Here is a 15833-nt window from a genome sequence, read left to right on the forward strand (position 1 = left end):
GACGAAATGCCACGCATATTGATGACCGGCGCATCCGGTGGAATCGGCAGGAGCCTGCGCAAGCTGCTGCCGCCGATCTATCCGGATCTGCTGTTGAGCGACATCAAGCCGCCGGCCGATCTCGGCAACAACGAAACATTCAAGGCGGCCGATCTCGCCGACCTCGCGCAGGTCGAGGCGATCTGCGAGGACGTCGACGGCATCCTGCATTTCGGCGGCTATTCGGTCGAAGGCCCCTGGGATGCGATCCTGCAGTCCAACATCATCGGCTGCTACAATCTGTTCGAAGCGGCGCGCAAGAAGGGGGTCAAGCGCGTGATTTTCGCCTCGTCCAATCACGCCGTCGGCTTCTACCCGCGCCATCACCGCATCGGCACCGAGGTCACCGCGCGGCCGGACAGCCGTTACGGGGTGAGCAAGGTGTTCGGCGAAGGCGTCGGTGCGCTTTATGCCGACAAGCACGGCATAAAGGTGACCTGCATCCGGATAGGCAATTTCGGCGAGGTGCCGCTAGATCACCGCAGGCTCTCGATCTGGCTCAAGCCGGAAGATCTGGTACAGCTCTGCCGCATCGGGCTCGAGCATCCCGACATCCATTTCGAGGTGCTGTACGGCGCGTCCTACAATGAGCGCTCCTGGTGGGACAATCACCGCGCCTACGATCTCGGCTATCGCCCGAGCGGTCGTGGCGAAGATTTCCGCGAGCACGCGATGGCCGAGCAGGCCAAGCTGCCGCCGGATCCCGTCGGCGACTATTACCAGGGCGGCGCGTTCTGCAGCATGGAGTTCGACGGCGACAGGGGCAGGGTGATCGACTGGAAGAAGTGATCAGTCCTCGCATTGCGGCAGCTGCTTCACCGCTTCGGTGTGCTCCCGCTGGCTCTCCTTCGAGCCCTGCCCGGATATCTTGGGCAGGCTCCCGGGCCCGTCGAAAGTCTCGGCGAAGTGGGTGAGGGGGAAGTTGAGGCTGATGGTCTGCCCGGTCAGGCTCTTGGCCTCGACGGCGATGGTTTGCGCATGCTTCAGCCGTTCGATCATCTCGCCGTCGGCTTCGAGCGCGCCACCGCAGCCGAGCGTGTAGCAATGCGGCCTGGCGATCTGGATCGGCTCGTCCTGATCGATCCGCAGGCTGATCGTGCCCTCCAGCATGGTCCGCGTTCCGACATTGGCGCTGACGATCGCGCGCTTGCTGGTCTGCGGCGAAACGCTGATGCTGCCACCCGACGGCGAACATTGGCCGCGGGCGGCGGCGCCGACGAAGCAGCTTGCCTGGGTCAGGCAGGTCTTGGTCCAGGGCTCGTAGCTGAGCTGCGTCGCGCGCGGGTCGGCCGCTTCACCGACAGTGCCAAGCGCAAGCAGCGCGGCGAACGATCCAATCAACAAAGCCACATAGCGCATCGCCGTCTCCTTCACGAGGAGGCCGCGTATCTTGCTATTGCGGCTTTTTGTCGTTTGAGATGCGGACGAGATAATCCGCCTTGCTGTATTGCATGTGATCGACGCAGAGCTGCGCCAGCGCCCAGCTGTCGCGGCCTTTCAGCAGCTCGATCATCAACTCGTGCTGGCGGCGCGACAATGCGAGCCCCTCGCTGTCGGCGAGATTCTTCGCGCGCATCGGCAACGTCAGGTTCATGTAGTCCTGCAGCGAGCGGACCAGATAGGGATTGCCGCAGGCGGAGAACAGCGCGAGGTGGAACGCATCGTTGGTTTCATGAATCCCGCGCATGTCCTGCGCGTCGGCCTTGATGCAGTAGTGCCGTTGCAGCTCGCTCAATTGGTCGATCAGGCTTTCCGGCGCGGGCAGCGCGATCATCAGCGCGGCCTGGCGCGTCAGCATCTCGCGCACCTGGTAGATCTGCCGCACTTCTTCGGCCGAATAGAATCGCACCGTGGCGCCGACATTCTTCTCGCGCAGCACGATGCCCTGGCGCTCGAGCTGGAACAGCGCCTGGCGGACGAAATGCCGGCTCGCGCCGTAGCGCTGCATCAGCGTATCCTCTACCAGCCGCAGGCCGGGGGCGAAACGGCCGAAGATGATGTCCTCCTCCAGCCGGCGGATCACCTCCGCCTGCTCCTCCTCGCGCGAGGGGGTCTGGATATCGGGCAATGTGGGCTCGGCTGTCATGCGCTCTGGGCTTCGGATCGATGCCTGAGGTCAGCATGGCGCAATGGTTATTGTCAATAATGGGGGTAATTTTGCCGCAGAGCAGCTAGGCTCGGTCGCCAGATTATCTCATATTGACAATAATTCCTGCCGCTCCTTAAGTGCGGGCGAACAACCACGGGACGAGAAGAAAATGGCCGACGGACTTCGCAAGGGACTGACAAGCTATGGTGACGCCGGCTTCTCGCTGTTCCTGCGCAAGGCCTTCATCAAGGCGATGGGCTATTCGGACGATGCGCTCAACCGCCCGATCGTCGGCATAACCAACACCTACAGCGACTACAATCCCTGCCACGGCAACGTGCCGCAAATCATCGAGGCGGTGAAGCGCGGCGTGATGCTGTCGGGCGCGATGCCGTTCGTGTTCCCGACCATCTCGATCGCCGAGAGCTTTGCGCATCCGACCTCGATGTATCTGCGCAATCTGATGGCGATGGATACCGAGGAGATGATCCGCGCCCAGCCGATGGATGCGGTGATCGTGATCGGCGGTTGCGACAAGACCTTGCCGGCGCAGCTCATGGCCGCCATCAGCGCCGATCTGCCGACGGTGGTGATCCCGGTCGGGCCGATGGTGGTTGGCCATCACAAGGGCGAGGTGCTTGGCGCCTGCACCGATTGCCGCAGGCTGTGGGGCAAATATCGCGCCGGCGAGATCGACGACAACGAGATCGAGGCGGTGAACGGCCGTCTCGCGCCGTCGGTCGGCACCTGCATGGTGATGGGCACGGCTTCCACCATGGCCTGCATCACCGAGGCGCTCGGCCTGTCGCTGCCGATGAGCGCGACGATCCCGGCGCCGCACGCCGAGCGCTTCCGCTCGGCGGAGGCCAGTGGCCGCGTCGCCGCCGAGATGGCGAAGACCAAGGGACCGAAGCCGAGCGAGATCCTGACGCCATCGTCGTTCCGCAACGCCCAGGTCGTGATGCAGGCGATCGGGGGCTCGACCAATGGCCTGATTCACCTCACCGCCATCGCCAACCGCTCGCCCTACAAGATCGACCTCGAGGCGTTCGACAAGCTGGGCCGCGAAGTGCCCGTGCTGGTCGACCTCAAGCCGTCGGGCGAGCATTACATGGAGCATTTCCATCACGCCGGCGGGGTGCCGAAGTTGATGGCGCAGCTCGGTGACCTCATCGACCTCGATGCCAGGACCATCACCGGCCAGACCTTGCGTGAGGTCGTTGCCGGCGCGGAAGAAGTACCCGGACAGGATGCGATCCGCTCCAAGGCGAACCCGATCAAGGCCGAAGGCGCGATGGCGATCCTGCACGGCAATCTCGCGCCGCGCGGCGCCGTGATCAAGCAGTCGGCGGCGAGCCCAAAACTGCTGCAGCACACCGGGCGCGCCGTGGTGTTCGAGTCGGTCGAGGACATGACGCTGCGGATCGACGATCCCGCGCTCGATGTGACCGCCGACGATGTGCTGGTGCTGCGCAATGCCGGCCCGAAGGGCGCCCCGGGCATGCCCGAGGCGGGCTACCTGCCGATCCCGAAGAAGCTCGCGCGCACCGGCGTGAAGGACATGGTGCGCATCTCGGATGCGCGGATGAGCGGCACCGCGTTCGGCACCATCGTGCTGCACATCACGCCGGAGTCCGCCGTCGGCGGTCCGCTTGGACTGGTGCGGAACGGCGACAAGATCCGGCTCGACGTTGCCAAGCGCAGCATCGATCTCCTCGTCGACGAAGCCGAGCTACAGAAGCGTCGCACGGCGCAGGCGCCGGCCGGCACGCCAGATTGGGCCAAGCGCGGCTACGCGCATCTGTTCAATGAGACGATCCTCCAGGCCGACGAAGGCTGCGATTTCGACTTCATGCGCGCCAAGGGGAAGTAACCGGCAAATAGCTGGCGTTGTTCGTCACAGCGGTCGTATTGTCGATAATTCCGGCGATGCGGCGCTCAATGGCGCCGGAAGCTGCCTGATTTCTCCTGTTTTATTGACAATCCCGCGGGACTGGTGGGATGATCGCGTCAATTAAGAACAGGGGGAACGTCACGATGGGCTATCCAGCCAGGATCGTCGGGATCGCCATGGCCGCGGCAGCGTTGCTGCTGCCGGCGAACGCTGGCGCGCAGGAGGTCAAGCACCTCCGCTTCGCCTATGACCAGCCGCGCAACACCGGCTACTCGGTCGCCGGCGATCTGTTCGCCGACAAGCTCAAGGAATTGAGCAAGGGGACGCTGATCGTCGATCAATATCCCGGCGCGCAGCTCGGCCAGGAGCCGCAGCTGCTGCAGCTCGTGAAATCAGGCGACATCGAGTTTGCCATCATCTCCTCCGCCAACACCGCGACGATCTCGCCACAGGCCGGCGTGATGTCGCTGCACTTCCTGTTCCGCAACGACGCCCATGTGATCAAGGCGCTGGCGGATCCGCAGGTGTTCGACGCCATCAGGACGATGATCGACGAGACCGCGCAGGGCCTGCATGTGATCGGTACCGGATCGCAGGGCGTGCGCCACATCTACAGCAAGAAGGAAATCCACAACGTCGGTGACCTCAAGGGGCTGAAGGTGCGGGTGCAGGCGACCGCGACCGAGGACACCATGTTCCCGGCCTACGGCGCGCAGACCGTGCACATGCCGTTCGGCAGCGTCTATACCTCGCTGCAAACCGGCGTGGTCGATGCCGCCGAGAACAGCATCAACGTCTATCTCGTCAACAAGCACTATGAGGTCGCGCCGGTGCTGTCCATCACCGAGCACGAGGCCAACAACGCGCTGCTGTTCGTCTCCGACAAGCTCTGGCAGAGCCTCTCCGCCGAGCAGAAGCAGTGGGTGCAGGCTGCCGCGAACGAGGTCAGCGCCAAGGAGCCGGGCAAAGCATTCGAGCTGGAGCGGAACGCGCTGACCAAGCTGAAATCGTTCGGCGTCAAGGTGGTCGAGGACGTGGACAAGAAGGGCTTCACCGCGATCGCCGATCCCTATCTCGACAAGCTCGCCAAGGACCTCGGCCCGCATGCGGAGAAGATCAAGAACCTGATCCGCGCGATCAACTAGACAAGCGTCGTCCCGGCCTAGTGCGCAATTGCGCACGGGGGCCGGGACCCATACGCCGCGGCCTTTCAGTTGAACGACTAAGGTCGCCGACTTTCTGCACGCAACTCGAGCCGGGGGGGTATGGGTCCTGGCCCCCCGTGCGCAATTGCGCACTAGGCCGTGACGATGAGGAACTTCGAGCCATGGCCATTGCCGACCGACTGGTGCTGCGACGGCAGCGGCATCTGAAGTGGCGGGCGCTGGATCGGCTCGAGCTGATCCTGATGATGCTGTGCGGCCTGTTGTGCCTCGGCTTCTCGCGCTCGGTGACCGCCGACATCGTCACCCGCACCATCGGTCACCCCTGGCTGTGGCTGCAGGAGGTGACCTCAACGCTGTTCATCTACGCGATCTTCATCGGTGCCGCGGTCGCGACAAGGCGCAACGATCATCTGTATCTGACGGCGATTTCGGAGGCGATGCACGGGACGCCGCGGCTGATTGTCGAGATCGTCATCCGCCTTGTCGTGCTGGGCGTCGCCTTCTGCCTGGTCTGGTATGGCTATCAGAACTACCTCCGCGGCTTCGGCAGTTTCCGCCTGCCGTCGGGCACGCCGATCGCGTCCCTCTACGCGGTGATCCCGCTGTCCGGCATCCTGATCGGCCTGTTCACGATCGAGCAGCTCGTCAACGGCGTCCGCAACGGCTTCGATCATCCGGAACCGCCGGATGACGACCTTCCGATTCCGGCGATCAACACCGGCGCGACCACGGGAGCGCAGCCGTGAGCGCACCGGTCGTGCTTGTGCTGATGTCGTCCTGCTTCCTGTTCTTCGGCTATCTCGGCGTGCCCGTGCCGTTCTCGCTGATGGCCGGCGTGTTCGTCGGCGCGCTGCTGTCTGACGTCTCGCTGGCGGCGATCATCCAGAAGATCTTCGACGGCGTCGATTCCGAGGCGCTGCTCGCGATCCCGTTCTTTCTTTTGGTCGGCGAGCTCATGAGCTCAGCGAACGTCGTGGTCCGCATCGCCAATCTGTCGGTCTCGCTGGTCGGCCACATCAGGGGCGGGTTGTCGCAGGTCGTGGTCGTCTTCAGCATGTTCTTCTCGGAGATGTCGGGCTCGACCACCGCCGACGTCGCGGTGATGAGCCGGGCGCTGGCCGGGCCGATGAAGCGGGAGGGTTATGAGCCGGCATTCATCGCCGCGATCATCGCCTCGGCATCGACCATCGCGGCGCTGGTGCCGCCGAGCATCACGGCGGTGGTCTATGGCGCGGTCGGCAACGTCTCGATCGCCGGCCTGTTCATGGCGGGCGTGGTGCCGGGGCTGATGATCGGCTTCGGGCTGATGATCTACTGCTATTTCTTCGGGCCCTCGGGCCTGCGAAAGCCGCGCGCGCCGCTGCGCCAGATCGCCTTCGCCGCCGGCGATGCCGCGCTGCCGCTGATGATTCCGGTGATCCTGCTCGGCGGCATCCTGACCGGCTGGTTCACGCCGACCGAGGCCGGCGTGGTCGCGGTCGTGTACATCATCGTGGTCGTGATCCCGGCGCTGAACCGCGGGCACCTGAAGAAGATCCCATATGACTTCTGCCTCGCCGGCCTGATCTTCTCGCTGCCGCTGATCACGATCGGGGCGGCGAACGCATTCGGCTGGATGCTGGCCTATCTGCGCGGCGCGATCTACATCGCCGACTGGATTACTTCCATCGCCGGCAATGATCCGCACCTCATCATGCTCTTGATGGTGCTGCTGTTCACCGTGGTCGGCGACTTCATCGAGCCGGTGCCGACCATCATCATCTTCATGCCGCTGGTCAACGCACTGACCCAGGCCGGCGACATCAACGGCGTGCATATGGGCGTGGTGCTGATCGCAACCCTCGCCTTCGGCCTGATCACGCCGCCCTACGGGCTGGTGCTGCTGATGGCCTCGAAATTCGTCGGCATCAGCTTTGCAAAAGCGCTGCGGGCGGCGCTGCCGATCTACGTCGTGTTCCTGGTCACGATCTGCTTCACGATCTATTTCCCGAAGGTCGTGCTGTGGCTGCCCAAGCAGGTGATCCCGGAATCGGTCGGCTGCTTCAAGGCACCCGGCGGCACCGGCTACATCTGCCCGAATTAGCCTCTATTTCGACTTGCTGGTGAACTTCTTCACCGCGACTTGGAAGTCCTCGGTATGCATCGCCGTGATGATCTTGTGTTCCTCGGCATCGAGCTGCTGCTTGGTAGGCGTGGTCGCAGCCTGATAGACCAGTGACTTGGTCCCCGCGATCGCGGCGGGCGGATTTTTCGCCAGGCGTTCGGCAAGTTGCCGGGTGGCCGCTTTCAGTTCGGTCGCGGGCACCGTCTTGACGACCAGTCCCCATTCATAGGCTTGCTGCGCGGTGAAGCCATCCTCCGCAAGGAAGATCTGCAGCGCGCGACGGGTACCTACGGTGCCGACGATACCGACCGTGCTGCCGCCATCCGGCGACACGCCGATCTTGGCGTAGGCGGGAGTGAAGCGGGTATCGTCCGCGGCGATGCAGAGGTCGGTCACGAATGCGAGGCCCATGCCGGCGCCGGCCGCCGAACCGTGCACGCTCGACAGCACGACCTTTGGCATCCGCCGAACCGTCTCGATGAAGGCGTGGTAGTGATGAAGCATCTCGCTGACCACGGGGGTGATATTGTTGGCTTCGGCCGCGGCGCCGATGGTCTGCAAATCGCCGCCGGCGCAGAAGGCCCGGCCTTCGCCCTCGATGACCAGCACGCGGACGTCCCTGTTGGCCTCGACCTCGGCACTGAGCTGTTCAAGCTTTTTGGCAATCGTCAGGTCGATCGCATTGAACGCGGCCGGCCGGTTCAGCGTGATGGTCGCGATGGCGCCGTCGATCCGGAGCAAAGCGGGGTCGTTGGGGGAGGTGGGTTCTGGCATATTGAAGACCTCAGGCTTGTTGTTCCCGGCATTTAAGGCCCTGCCGGGAGAGGTGGCAATCCACCCCCTGACGCGAGGAACGTTTCTGCGCCCGGATTCGCCCAGAGACCCCCTTGCATCGGCGCGAGCCATGAGGCCAAATAGCCCCGCCTTCGGTACGCAGACACGAGCGCTGTGGGGACGGAGGCAAGCAAGCTAACATCGACAAGAGGAAACGGCATGGGTCACTCCTGCTCGCGCGCATTTGGGTTGTTCCGATGACAGGTGGGGTCATCATCGTCGGCGCCGGACATGCCGGCTTCCAGCTCGCGGCGTCACTGCGCCAGGCCGGATTTTCCGAGCGCATCGCGCTGCTCAATGACGAAGGCCATTTGCCGTATCAGCGGCCGCCTTTGTCGAAGGCCTATCTGAAGGGGACCGGCGGGCCCGAGACCCTGATGTTCCGGCCCGAGAAATTCTACCAGGACAACAAGATCGAGCTGATCACCGATCGCGCCCATGCGATCGACCGCAATGCGCGGAAGGTGACGCTGGCCTCCGGCGCATCGCTCGACTACGGCCATCTGGTGTTCGCGACCGGCGCGCGGAACCGGCTGCTCGACATCCCCAACGCGAAGCTCGACGCCGTCCGCTACCTGCGCATCCTCGACGAGAGCGAGGCGCTGCGCCATTTGATCGCACCCGGCATGCGCGTCGTGGTGATCGGCGCCGGCTTCATCGGGCTCGAATTCGCGGCGACCGCGCGTGGCAAGGGCCTCGAGGTCGACGTGGTCGAGCTCGCCTCCCGTGTGATGGCGCGGGCGGTGACCGCGGAGATCTCCGAGTTCTCGCAATCCCGCCACAGCGCGGCCGGCATCCGGATTCATCTCGGCGTGCAGGTCACGGCGATCGAGGCCGACGGCGCCAAGGTCACCGGAGTCAGCCTGAGCAATGGCACGCATATCCCGGCCGATCTCGTCGTGGTCGGCGTCGGCGTGCTGCCGAATGTCGAGCTTGCCGCGGAGGCCGGGCTGCCGGTGGCATCCGGCATCATCGTCGACGAGCATCTGTTGACCGCCGATCCTGATATCTCCGCGATCGGCGATTGCGCGCTCTATACCAGCAAGCGCTTCGGCGGGTCGCTGCGGCTTGAGTCGGTGCAGAACGCGACCGATCATGCGCGCTGTGTGGCGGCGCGGCTGACCGGCAAGACCGAGGTCTATGACGGGCTGCCGTGGTTCTGGAGCGACCAGGGCCCCGACAAGCTGCAGATGGCGGGCCTCACCACCGGCTACGATCGCGTCGTGCTGCGTGGCGACCGCGCGCAGGGGGCGTTCTCGGCGTTCTGCTATCGCGGCGACAGACTGCTCGGCATCGAGTCGGTCAACCGCGCCGGTGATCACATGTTCGGCCGCAGGCTGCTCGGCGCCGGCGGTTCAATCAGGCCGGAGCAGGCGGCGGACCCGGGGTTTGATCTCAAGAGCGCGCTGACCTAACAACATCGTCGTCCCTGCGAAAGCAGGGACCCATACTCCGCGGCCTGTGTTGTGAACCGTCGTTCCAGCGCTGCACAACAATTGACATTCGTGGTTATGGGTCCCGGCCTTCGCCGGGACGACGGGTGGAGAGAGCGTCCTCTACGTCCTGCGCCGTCGGCATTGATGGCGCAGCGCCCATCCGTTGCACGCAAATCGAGGCGGCGACGTTGGCGTAGGCCAGCGCGTCGCCGAGCTGCTTGCCGACGGCGAGCTGGGAGGCGAGGACGCCGACGAAGCAGTCGCCGGCGCCGGTGGTGTCGACGGCCTTGACCTCGCGCCCCGGCACCAGCAGCGGCTGGCCCTCGACCAGCGCCAGCACGCCGCGCTTGCCGAGCGTGACGCAGACGATCTTGCCGTGCCCCAAGGTCCGCGCCGCCTCGGAGAAGCGCTCCGGCGTGTCGCTGTCCCGCAGCTCCGCTCCGGTCAGGAAGCCGAGTTCGGTCTCGTTGAGAACAAGGATGTCGACGAGATCGAGCAGCGCCCTGTCGGCCCGTTTCGCCGGCGCCGGATTGAGGATCGTGGTGGCGCCGGCGGCGCGGGCGCGCCGGAAAAACACCGTGATCGTCGGCAGCGGGATCTCGAACTGGCTGACCGCGACGTCACCCTTGGCAAGCACGGGTGCCGCGACATCGTCGGCATCGACCAGCCCGTTGGCGCCCGGCACGACGACGATCGTGTTGTCGGCATTGGCAAGCGTGATGATCGCGGTGCCCGAATGCGTGCCGGCCGTGTCCTTGACGAAAGCGAGATCGACGCCTTGCGCGGCAAGGAAGGTTCGCAGCTCCTTCCCGAACGCATCGGTGCCGAGCCGGCCGATCAGCGTGGTCGGTATGCCCTGCTTGGCCGATGCCACGGCCTGGTTGGCACCCTTGCCGCCGGGAAAATAGAGTACGGCCTCGCCGGCGACGGTTTCGCCGACCCGCGGATGGCGCTCGGCGGTCGCCACCACGTCCATATTGATGCTGCCGGCGACGAAGACCCGCCCCATGGCCTAATCTCGATCGACCCGGTCAGGCCTCGGTGCGAAACTCCTGCTTGACCGCCGCGATATCGGCGAGCGTCGGCAGGCCGGCCTCGTTGCCGAGCTTCTGGATCTTGAAGGTCGAAGCGGCGCGCGCGAACTTGAAATGCTCATGCCAGCCTTTGCTCGGGTTCGAAAGGTAAGAGTAGATGTAGGCGCCGTGGAAGACGTCGCCCGCGCCGTTGGTGTCGATCACGCGCTCGCGTGGGATCGGAAACGCCGGCAGCGTGCGCACCGTGCCCGCCTCGTCATACCAGAGCAGGCCGCGCTCGCCCATGGTGATGCCGCCGACCCGGCAGCCGCGGCTCTTCAGATACTCGAGCATCTGCTCCGGCGTCTTGTCCATCTGCTCGCACAGGCGCTCGGCGACGATCGCAACGTCGATGAATTCGAGCAACTCATGGGTGTTGGTGCGCAGGCCGCCGCCGTCGAGCGAGGTCATGATGCCGTCCTCGCGGCAGAGCTTTGCGTAGTGGATCGCGGCGTCCGGCTGATGGCCGTCGATATGCAGCGCACGGCAGCCCTTGATGTTCAGCAACGGAAAGGGATGGATGTGCTGGTCGTCGCGGCAGCGGACAATTGCGCGCTTGCCATCGTTGGGCATGATGAAGGACAACGAGGAGGAGTTGACCTTACGGGGATGGAACGAGATGCCGTACCTGTCGGCCATGTCCCAGAACATCCGCCCCAGCCAGTCATTGGCCATGGTGGCGATCAGGTCCGGCTGGATGCCGAGCTTGGCGCAGCAGAACGCCGCGGTCACCGCGTTGCCGCCGAACGATACCGCATAGGCGTCGGCGACGTGTTTTTCGTCGCCAACGGGCATGTGGTCGGTGATGAAGGTGACGTCGATATAGGTCTGTCCGATGAAGAGAGCCTGCATTCGCTTTCCGTCGTGGCTTGCTGTGGTCCCGGCCACCATCCAGACTAGAGCATTTTCGGTTCTGATTGAAATCAGAACCGAAGCTCTAGATTCAGGCATTTGCGCGTTTTCTTCACGCGAACCGGTGTCCACTTCGCTCGAAAACGCCTTGGCACCGCTGGTCGGCCGGTATCGCTGAAATTATTCGCATCCCTGCTTGGTTTGCGGGTAGAGATGTGGCGGGCGAGCGGATCGAGGGCCGCTCTGGCATGCGGCATAACGGCCGGTCGCGGTCCACGGTTCCTGGTTGCACAGGGGAGAGCACAATGACGGCAGATTCGGGGAGGCCGCTTCCATGATCACCGGCCTCGATCACGTCGTCGTCCTGACCGGCGACATCGCCTCGGCCAGCGCTGCCTATGAGACGCTGTTCGCGCGGACGCCGGCCTGGCGCAACAGTGGCGACGGCGCGGACCGCGTGCTGTTCACGCTCGACAACACCACGCTGGAATTGATGGCGCCGCATGGCGATGATGCCGCCGCGCAGCGTGTCCGCGGCGCGCTCGTGACCCAGGGCGAGGGGCTCGCGAGCCTCTGCTTCCGCACCAGCGATATCGCGAAAACACACCGCCGGCTCGAGCGGCTGACGCTGAAGCCCGAGCCGGTCGCCGAGGTCGAGAGCCGCGACGAGACCACCGGCGCCACGCTGTCATGGAAGCGCACGCGCGCTGCGACCGATACGACGCGGGGCGTGCGCATGTTCTTCCTGGAACGGGAGCAGGAACGGCCGCTGTCGGTGCGCACCACGCCCGGCTCGATCACCGCGATGGATCATGTGGTGGTCTCGACCGCCGATCCCGAGCGCGCCGCCGCGCTCTATGGCGCGCGGCTCGGGCTCGACATGGCGCTCGACCGATCGCATCCCGAATGGGGCCGGCTGATGTTCTTCCGCTGCGGCGACCTCGTGGTCGAGGTCACGCACCGGCCGGGCAAGGAAAACAACAAGGTGGAGGCGGACGCGCCGGACCGGCTGCGCGGCATCTGCTGGCGCGTTACTGACATCGACGCCACGCGTGCGCGGCTGATTGCCACGGGCGTCGACGTCTCCGAGATTCGCACCGGCCGCAAGCCGGGCACGCGCGTGATGACGGTGCGCAACGGCACGTGCGGCGTGCCGACGCTTCTGGTGCAGCCTTCGCAGGGAAAACCAGACTAGGCCGCATTGCATCCGCGCGTCGTCCCGGCAACGGGCGCGGCGGGCAAAATGAGTTCGTCATTCCGGGGCTCGCGAAGCGAGAGCCCGGAATCCATTCATCAACGGAGCGTGCGGCTCGATGGATTCCGGGCTCGTGCTGCGCACGCCCCGGAATGACGAAAGTCGCAACTGCGAGGTATATTCCCGCACGGCCATCACAACAACATTCGTTCTCAAACGTCGCGTGTCATGCTACATTCATCAACCCAGCATCACGGGCGATCGATTTGGCCAAGGCAAAGCGAATACAGCGATGGCAGCGCGACCCCGCGGGGATGCGGCTGCGGATTCTCGAGGCGGCCAAGCAGGAATTCGCCGCCCATGGCCTCGCCGGCGCGCGGGTCGACCGCATCGCGGCCAATGCCGACGCCAACAAGCGCATGTTGTACTACCACGTCGGCAACAAGGAGGATCTTTATCTCGAGGTGCTGGAAGGCGCCTATGAGAAGATCCGCGCCGAAGAACGCACGCTCGATCTCGAACATCTCGATCCGCCCGAGGCGATCGGGCGCCTGATCGACTTCACGTGGAACTATTTCCTGCGCAATCCCGAGTTCCTGGCGTTGCTCAACACGGAAAACCTTGCCAAGGCAAAGCACCTGAAGCGCTCGACCAAGGTCAAGTCGATGCACTCGCCCTTTGTCGAGATGATCCGCACCGTGGTGACGCGCGGGGTCGAAAGCGGCGATTTCCGCGTCGCGGTCGATCCGGTGCAACTCTATATCTCGATCGCCGGGCTGGCGTTCTTCTATCTCTCCAACAGCGCCACGCTGAGCGTGATCTTCGGCCGCGACCTGCTCAAGAAGGACGCCCGCGACGAGCGCCTCGAGCACATGACCGCGCTGGTGTTGGCGGCGCTGACCGGCAAGTCGACGGCCGCCTTTAGCGGCGCGATGCCGGTGCTGCGCGCGGCGGAACACCGGGTGGTGTGAACGCTGGCAGCCCGCAGCCCGGATGAGCGAAGCGACATCCGGGGAGCTGCATCCGCGGATAATCCGGTCCCGGATTTCGCTTCGCTCATCCGGGCTACAGAGCATTCAAGCCCAAAAAATCTCGCCTGACGAAAGTAACGTGCTTCACCGCGATTTTGCCGCGCGCGAGGGGCTGGACAGTATTTATCCAACGGGTTAATTTCGTCGCGAACAGAAAGACTGCAGGGGAGCGTGACGTGGCGGAGGCAAAAAGCCCTTCGGGCGTGTCGAAGGTGCTGAACGCAGCGTGGCTGCGTCCGTTCCTGTTCCTGGTCGTCATCGTGGCGGCCTGGGATCTCGCGATCCGCCTGTTCCACATACCCGCCTATCAGATCCCGTCGCCCGGCGACGTCGTCGCGGTGCTCTGGAGCGACTGGCCGGAGCTGTTGCGGCAGTCCTGGCCGACCACCTATGCGACGATCTGCGGCTTCCTGCTCTCGGCGCTGTTCGGCATTCCCACAGCGATGCTGATCGCGGGCTCAAAGACGGTCGAGAGCTACGTCTATCCGCTGCTGGTGTTCTCCCAATCGGTACCGAAGATCGCGATCGCGCCGCTGTTCGTGGTGTGGTTCGGCTTCGGCATCATCCCCAAAGTGATCTCCGCCTTCTTGCTCGGCTTCTTCCCGGTCGTGGTCTCGGCGGTGCAGGGCTTCAAGTCGGTCGACCCCGACATGGTCGATCTGGCGCGCGCGATGCAGGGCAGCCGCTTCCAGGTGTTCCGCGCGGTCAACCTGCCGCACGCGATGCCCGCGATCTTCTCCGGCCTGAAGGTTTCGGTGACGCTCGCCGTGGTCGGCGCCGTCGTCGGCGAGTTCGTCGGCTCCAATTCCGGCATCGGCTATGTGATGCAGCGCTCGATCGGGACATTCGACCTGCCGACGATGTTCGCCGCACTGGTGATCCTGGCGCTGCTCGGCGTCATCCTGTTCTGGATCGTCGACCGCATCGAGCGGCTGGTGATCCCCTGGCATGTCAGCCAGCGCGACGACATCAGCTTCGCTTCCTAGCGCAGCAACCGGACAAGCGGCCCACGCAAGGGTCGCGGACAATAAAGGGAGAACAACCATGAAGCGTTTGATTGCGGTCGCTGGCGCCGCATTGGCCTGGACCGCGCTTGCGGTGGCGCCGGCAGCGGCGGCCGACAAGGTCGTGCTGATGCTGAACTGGTACGTCTATGGCGAGCACGCGCCGTTCTATTACGGCAAGGCCAAGGGCATCTATGCCGCCGAAGGCATCGACCTCGAGATCCAGGAAGGCCGCGGCTCGGCCGCGACCACGCAGGCGGTGGCGGCCAAGACCGCGGATTTCGGCTATGTCGACGTGCCGACGATGATGCGCGCGGCGGTGAAGGGCGCGCCTGTCATCGCCACCGGCGTGCTGCTGCAGACCAGCCCGATGTCGGCGATGAGCCTTGCCGACAAGAACATCCGGAAGCCGGAGGACATCAAGGGCAAGACGGTTGCGATCACGCCGGCGGATTCGATGACGCAGATCTGGCCGCTGTTCCTGAAGAAGACCGGCCTGAAGGAGAGCGACTTCCAGACCGTCGCCGGCGACGGCCAGACCAAGCTCAACGCGGTCATCAACGGCCAGGCCGATCTGCTGCTCGGCTACGTCATGGACCAGTCGATGAAGATCAAGGACGCCACGGGCAAGGACGTCTATCCGATCAAGTTCGCCGACTACGGCATCAACATGGTGTCCTCGGGCATCATCGCGAACTCCGACTATGTGAAGGCCCACGCCGATCTGGTCCGCCGCTTCATGTCGGCGACGACAAAGGCGGTGGAAGCCGCGGAGAAGGAGCCGAAGGCCGCCGCGCAGTCGATCCTCGACGCCAATCCGAAGGGCGGCAAGATCGACACGCTGACGCAAGGTTTCGAGCTCACGATCCCGCTCTATCGCACGCCGGAGACCAAGGCCAGGCGGCCGTTCCAGGTCACCGACCAGAACATGACCGAATCGGTCAACCTGATGGTCGAGTATGGCGGCCTCGACGCCAAGGCCAAGGCCAATCCGAAGGCGTTCTACACCAACGACTATCTACCGAAGGGTGACTCGTGAATCACCGCCACCGATTGTCGTCCCTGCCGAGTGCGCTGTTGCGCACGGAGCAGGGACCCATAACCACCGACCTTAAT

Annotated in this window: 15 protein-coding genes; 10 read left to right on the forward strand and 5 right to left on the reverse strand. The window is 64.5% G+C overall.

Annotation, left to right across the window (positions count from 1 at the left end; translation table 11 throughout):
- Window positions 1–6 precede the first annotated feature (6 nt).
- Complete coding sequence (locus G6P99_RS15210) at window positions 7–828, forward strand: NAD-dependent epimerase/dehydratase family protein (RefSeq protein ID WP_029078126.1); 822 nt, start codon at window positions 7–9, stop codon at window positions 826–828.
- On the opposite strand, the gene G6P99_RS15215 is transcribed toward G6P99_RS15210, so the two are convergent.
- Together G6P99_RS15215 and G6P99_RS15220 are read right to left on the reverse strand one after the other, a co-directional pair.
- Window positions 829–1398, reverse strand: a complete 570-nt coding sequence (locus G6P99_RS15215; protein WP_156928338.1) for an invasion associated locus B family protein — start codon at window positions 1396–1398, stop codon at window positions 829–831.
- Window positions 1399–1432: 34 nt separating this feature from the next.
- A complete protein-coding gene (locus tag G6P99_RS15220) occupies window positions 1433–2125 on the reverse strand; it encodes a GntR family transcriptional regulator (RefSeq protein WP_035975986.1) in 693 nt (230 codons plus the stop codon).
- Window positions 2126–2297: 172 nt separating this feature from the next.
- Here G6P99_RS15220 and G6P99_RS15225 point away from each other — a divergent pair, with 172 nt between their 5' ends.
- The 4 genes from G6P99_RS15225 (at window position 2298) to G6P99_RS15240 (ending at window position 7271) form a co-directional block, all read left to right on the forward strand.
- A complete protein-coding gene (locus G6P99_RS15225) occupies window positions 2298–4001 on the forward strand; it encodes an IlvD/Edd family dehydratase (RefSeq protein WP_029078123.1) in 1704 nt (567 codons plus the stop codon).
- 164 nt (window positions 4002–4165) lie between these two features.
- Window positions 4166–5167, forward strand: a complete 1002-nt coding sequence (locus G6P99_RS15230) for a TRAP transporter substrate-binding protein (RefSeq protein ID WP_029078122.1) — start codon at window positions 4166–4168, stop codon at window positions 5165–5167.
- A 182-nt stretch (window positions 5168–5349) separates the two neighbouring features.
- Window positions 5350–5934, forward strand: coding sequence for a TRAP transporter small permease (locus tag G6P99_RS15235; protein ID WP_165128665.1), 585 nt, complete (start codon window positions 5350–5352; stop codon window positions 5932–5934).
- Entirely contained in the window at window positions 5931–7271 is a 1341-nt protein-coding gene (locus tag G6P99_RS15240) for a TRAP transporter large permease (RefSeq protein ID WP_029078120.1), read from the forward strand. The genes G6P99_RS15235 and G6P99_RS15240 overlap by 4 nt, the downstream gene beginning before the upstream one ends.
- Before the next feature lie 3 nt (window positions 7272–7274).
- Here G6P99_RS15240 and G6P99_RS15245 read toward each other — a convergent pair whose 3' ends face one another.
- Window positions 7275–8066, reverse strand: coding sequence for an enoyl-CoA hydratase/isomerase family protein (locus G6P99_RS15245; RefSeq protein WP_029078119.1), 792 nt, complete (start codon window positions 8064–8066; stop codon window positions 7275–7277).
- A gap of 257 nt (window positions 8067–8323) precedes the next feature.
- On the opposite strand from G6P99_RS15245, the gene G6P99_RS15250 reads away from it, so the two are divergent.
- Window positions 8324–9541: an NAD(P)/FAD-dependent oxidoreductase gene (locus G6P99_RS15250; RefSeq protein ID WP_029078118.1), complete on the forward strand. Its 1218-nt coding sequence runs from the start codon at window positions 8324–8326 to the stop codon at window positions 9539–9541.
- Between the two features lie 94 nt (window positions 9542–9635).
- Here G6P99_RS15250 and G6P99_RS15255 read toward each other — a convergent pair whose 3' ends face one another.
- Window positions 9636–10571: a ribokinase gene (locus G6P99_RS15255; protein ID WP_029078117.1), complete on the reverse strand. Its 936-nt coding sequence runs from the start codon at window positions 10569–10571 to the stop codon at window positions 9636–9638.
- A 22-nt stretch (window positions 10572–10593) separates the two neighbouring features.
- Window positions 10594–11487, reverse strand: a complete 894-nt coding sequence (locus G6P99_RS15260; protein WP_029078116.1) for a sugar kinase — start codon at window positions 11485–11487, stop codon at window positions 10594–10596.
- Window positions 11488–11821: 334 nt separating this feature from the next.
- On the opposite strand from G6P99_RS15260, the gene G6P99_RS15265 reads away from it, so the two are divergent.
- From G6P99_RS15265 to G6P99_RS15280, 4 genes are all read left to right on the forward strand, one after another.
- The gene (locus G6P99_RS15265; RefSeq protein ID WP_165128667.1) at window positions 11822–12682 is read left to right on the forward strand and encodes a VOC family protein; all 861 of its coding nucleotides are present in this window, start codon (window positions 11822–11824) and stop codon (window positions 12680–12682) included.
- Between the two features lie 314 nt (window positions 12683–12996).
- Window positions 12997–13653 (forward strand): TetR/AcrR family transcriptional regulator, encoded by a 657-nt coding sequence (locus tag G6P99_RS15270; protein ID WP_035975980.1) that lies wholly within the window; start codon window positions 12997–12999, stop codon window positions 13651–13653.
- Between the two features lie 236 nt (window positions 13654–13889).
- Window positions 13890–14699, forward strand: a complete 810-nt coding sequence (locus tag G6P99_RS15275) for an ABC transporter permease (RefSeq protein WP_029078113.1) — start codon at window positions 13890–13892, stop codon at window positions 14697–14699.
- A gap of 58 nt (window positions 14700–14757) precedes the next feature.
- The gene (locus tag G6P99_RS15280; protein ID WP_029078112.1) at window positions 14758–15756 is read left to right on the forward strand and encodes an ABC transporter substrate-binding protein; all 999 of its coding nucleotides are present in this window, start codon (window positions 14758–14760) and stop codon (window positions 15754–15756) included.
- The last annotated feature ends 77 nt before the right edge of the window (window positions 15757–15833 follow it).

This window comes from Bradyrhizobium sp. 6(2017) (assembly GCF_011058295.2).
Classification (GTDB): domain Bacteria; phylum Pseudomonadota; class Alphaproteobacteria; order Rhizobiales; family Xanthobacteraceae; genus Bradyrhizobium; species Bradyrhizobium septentrionale.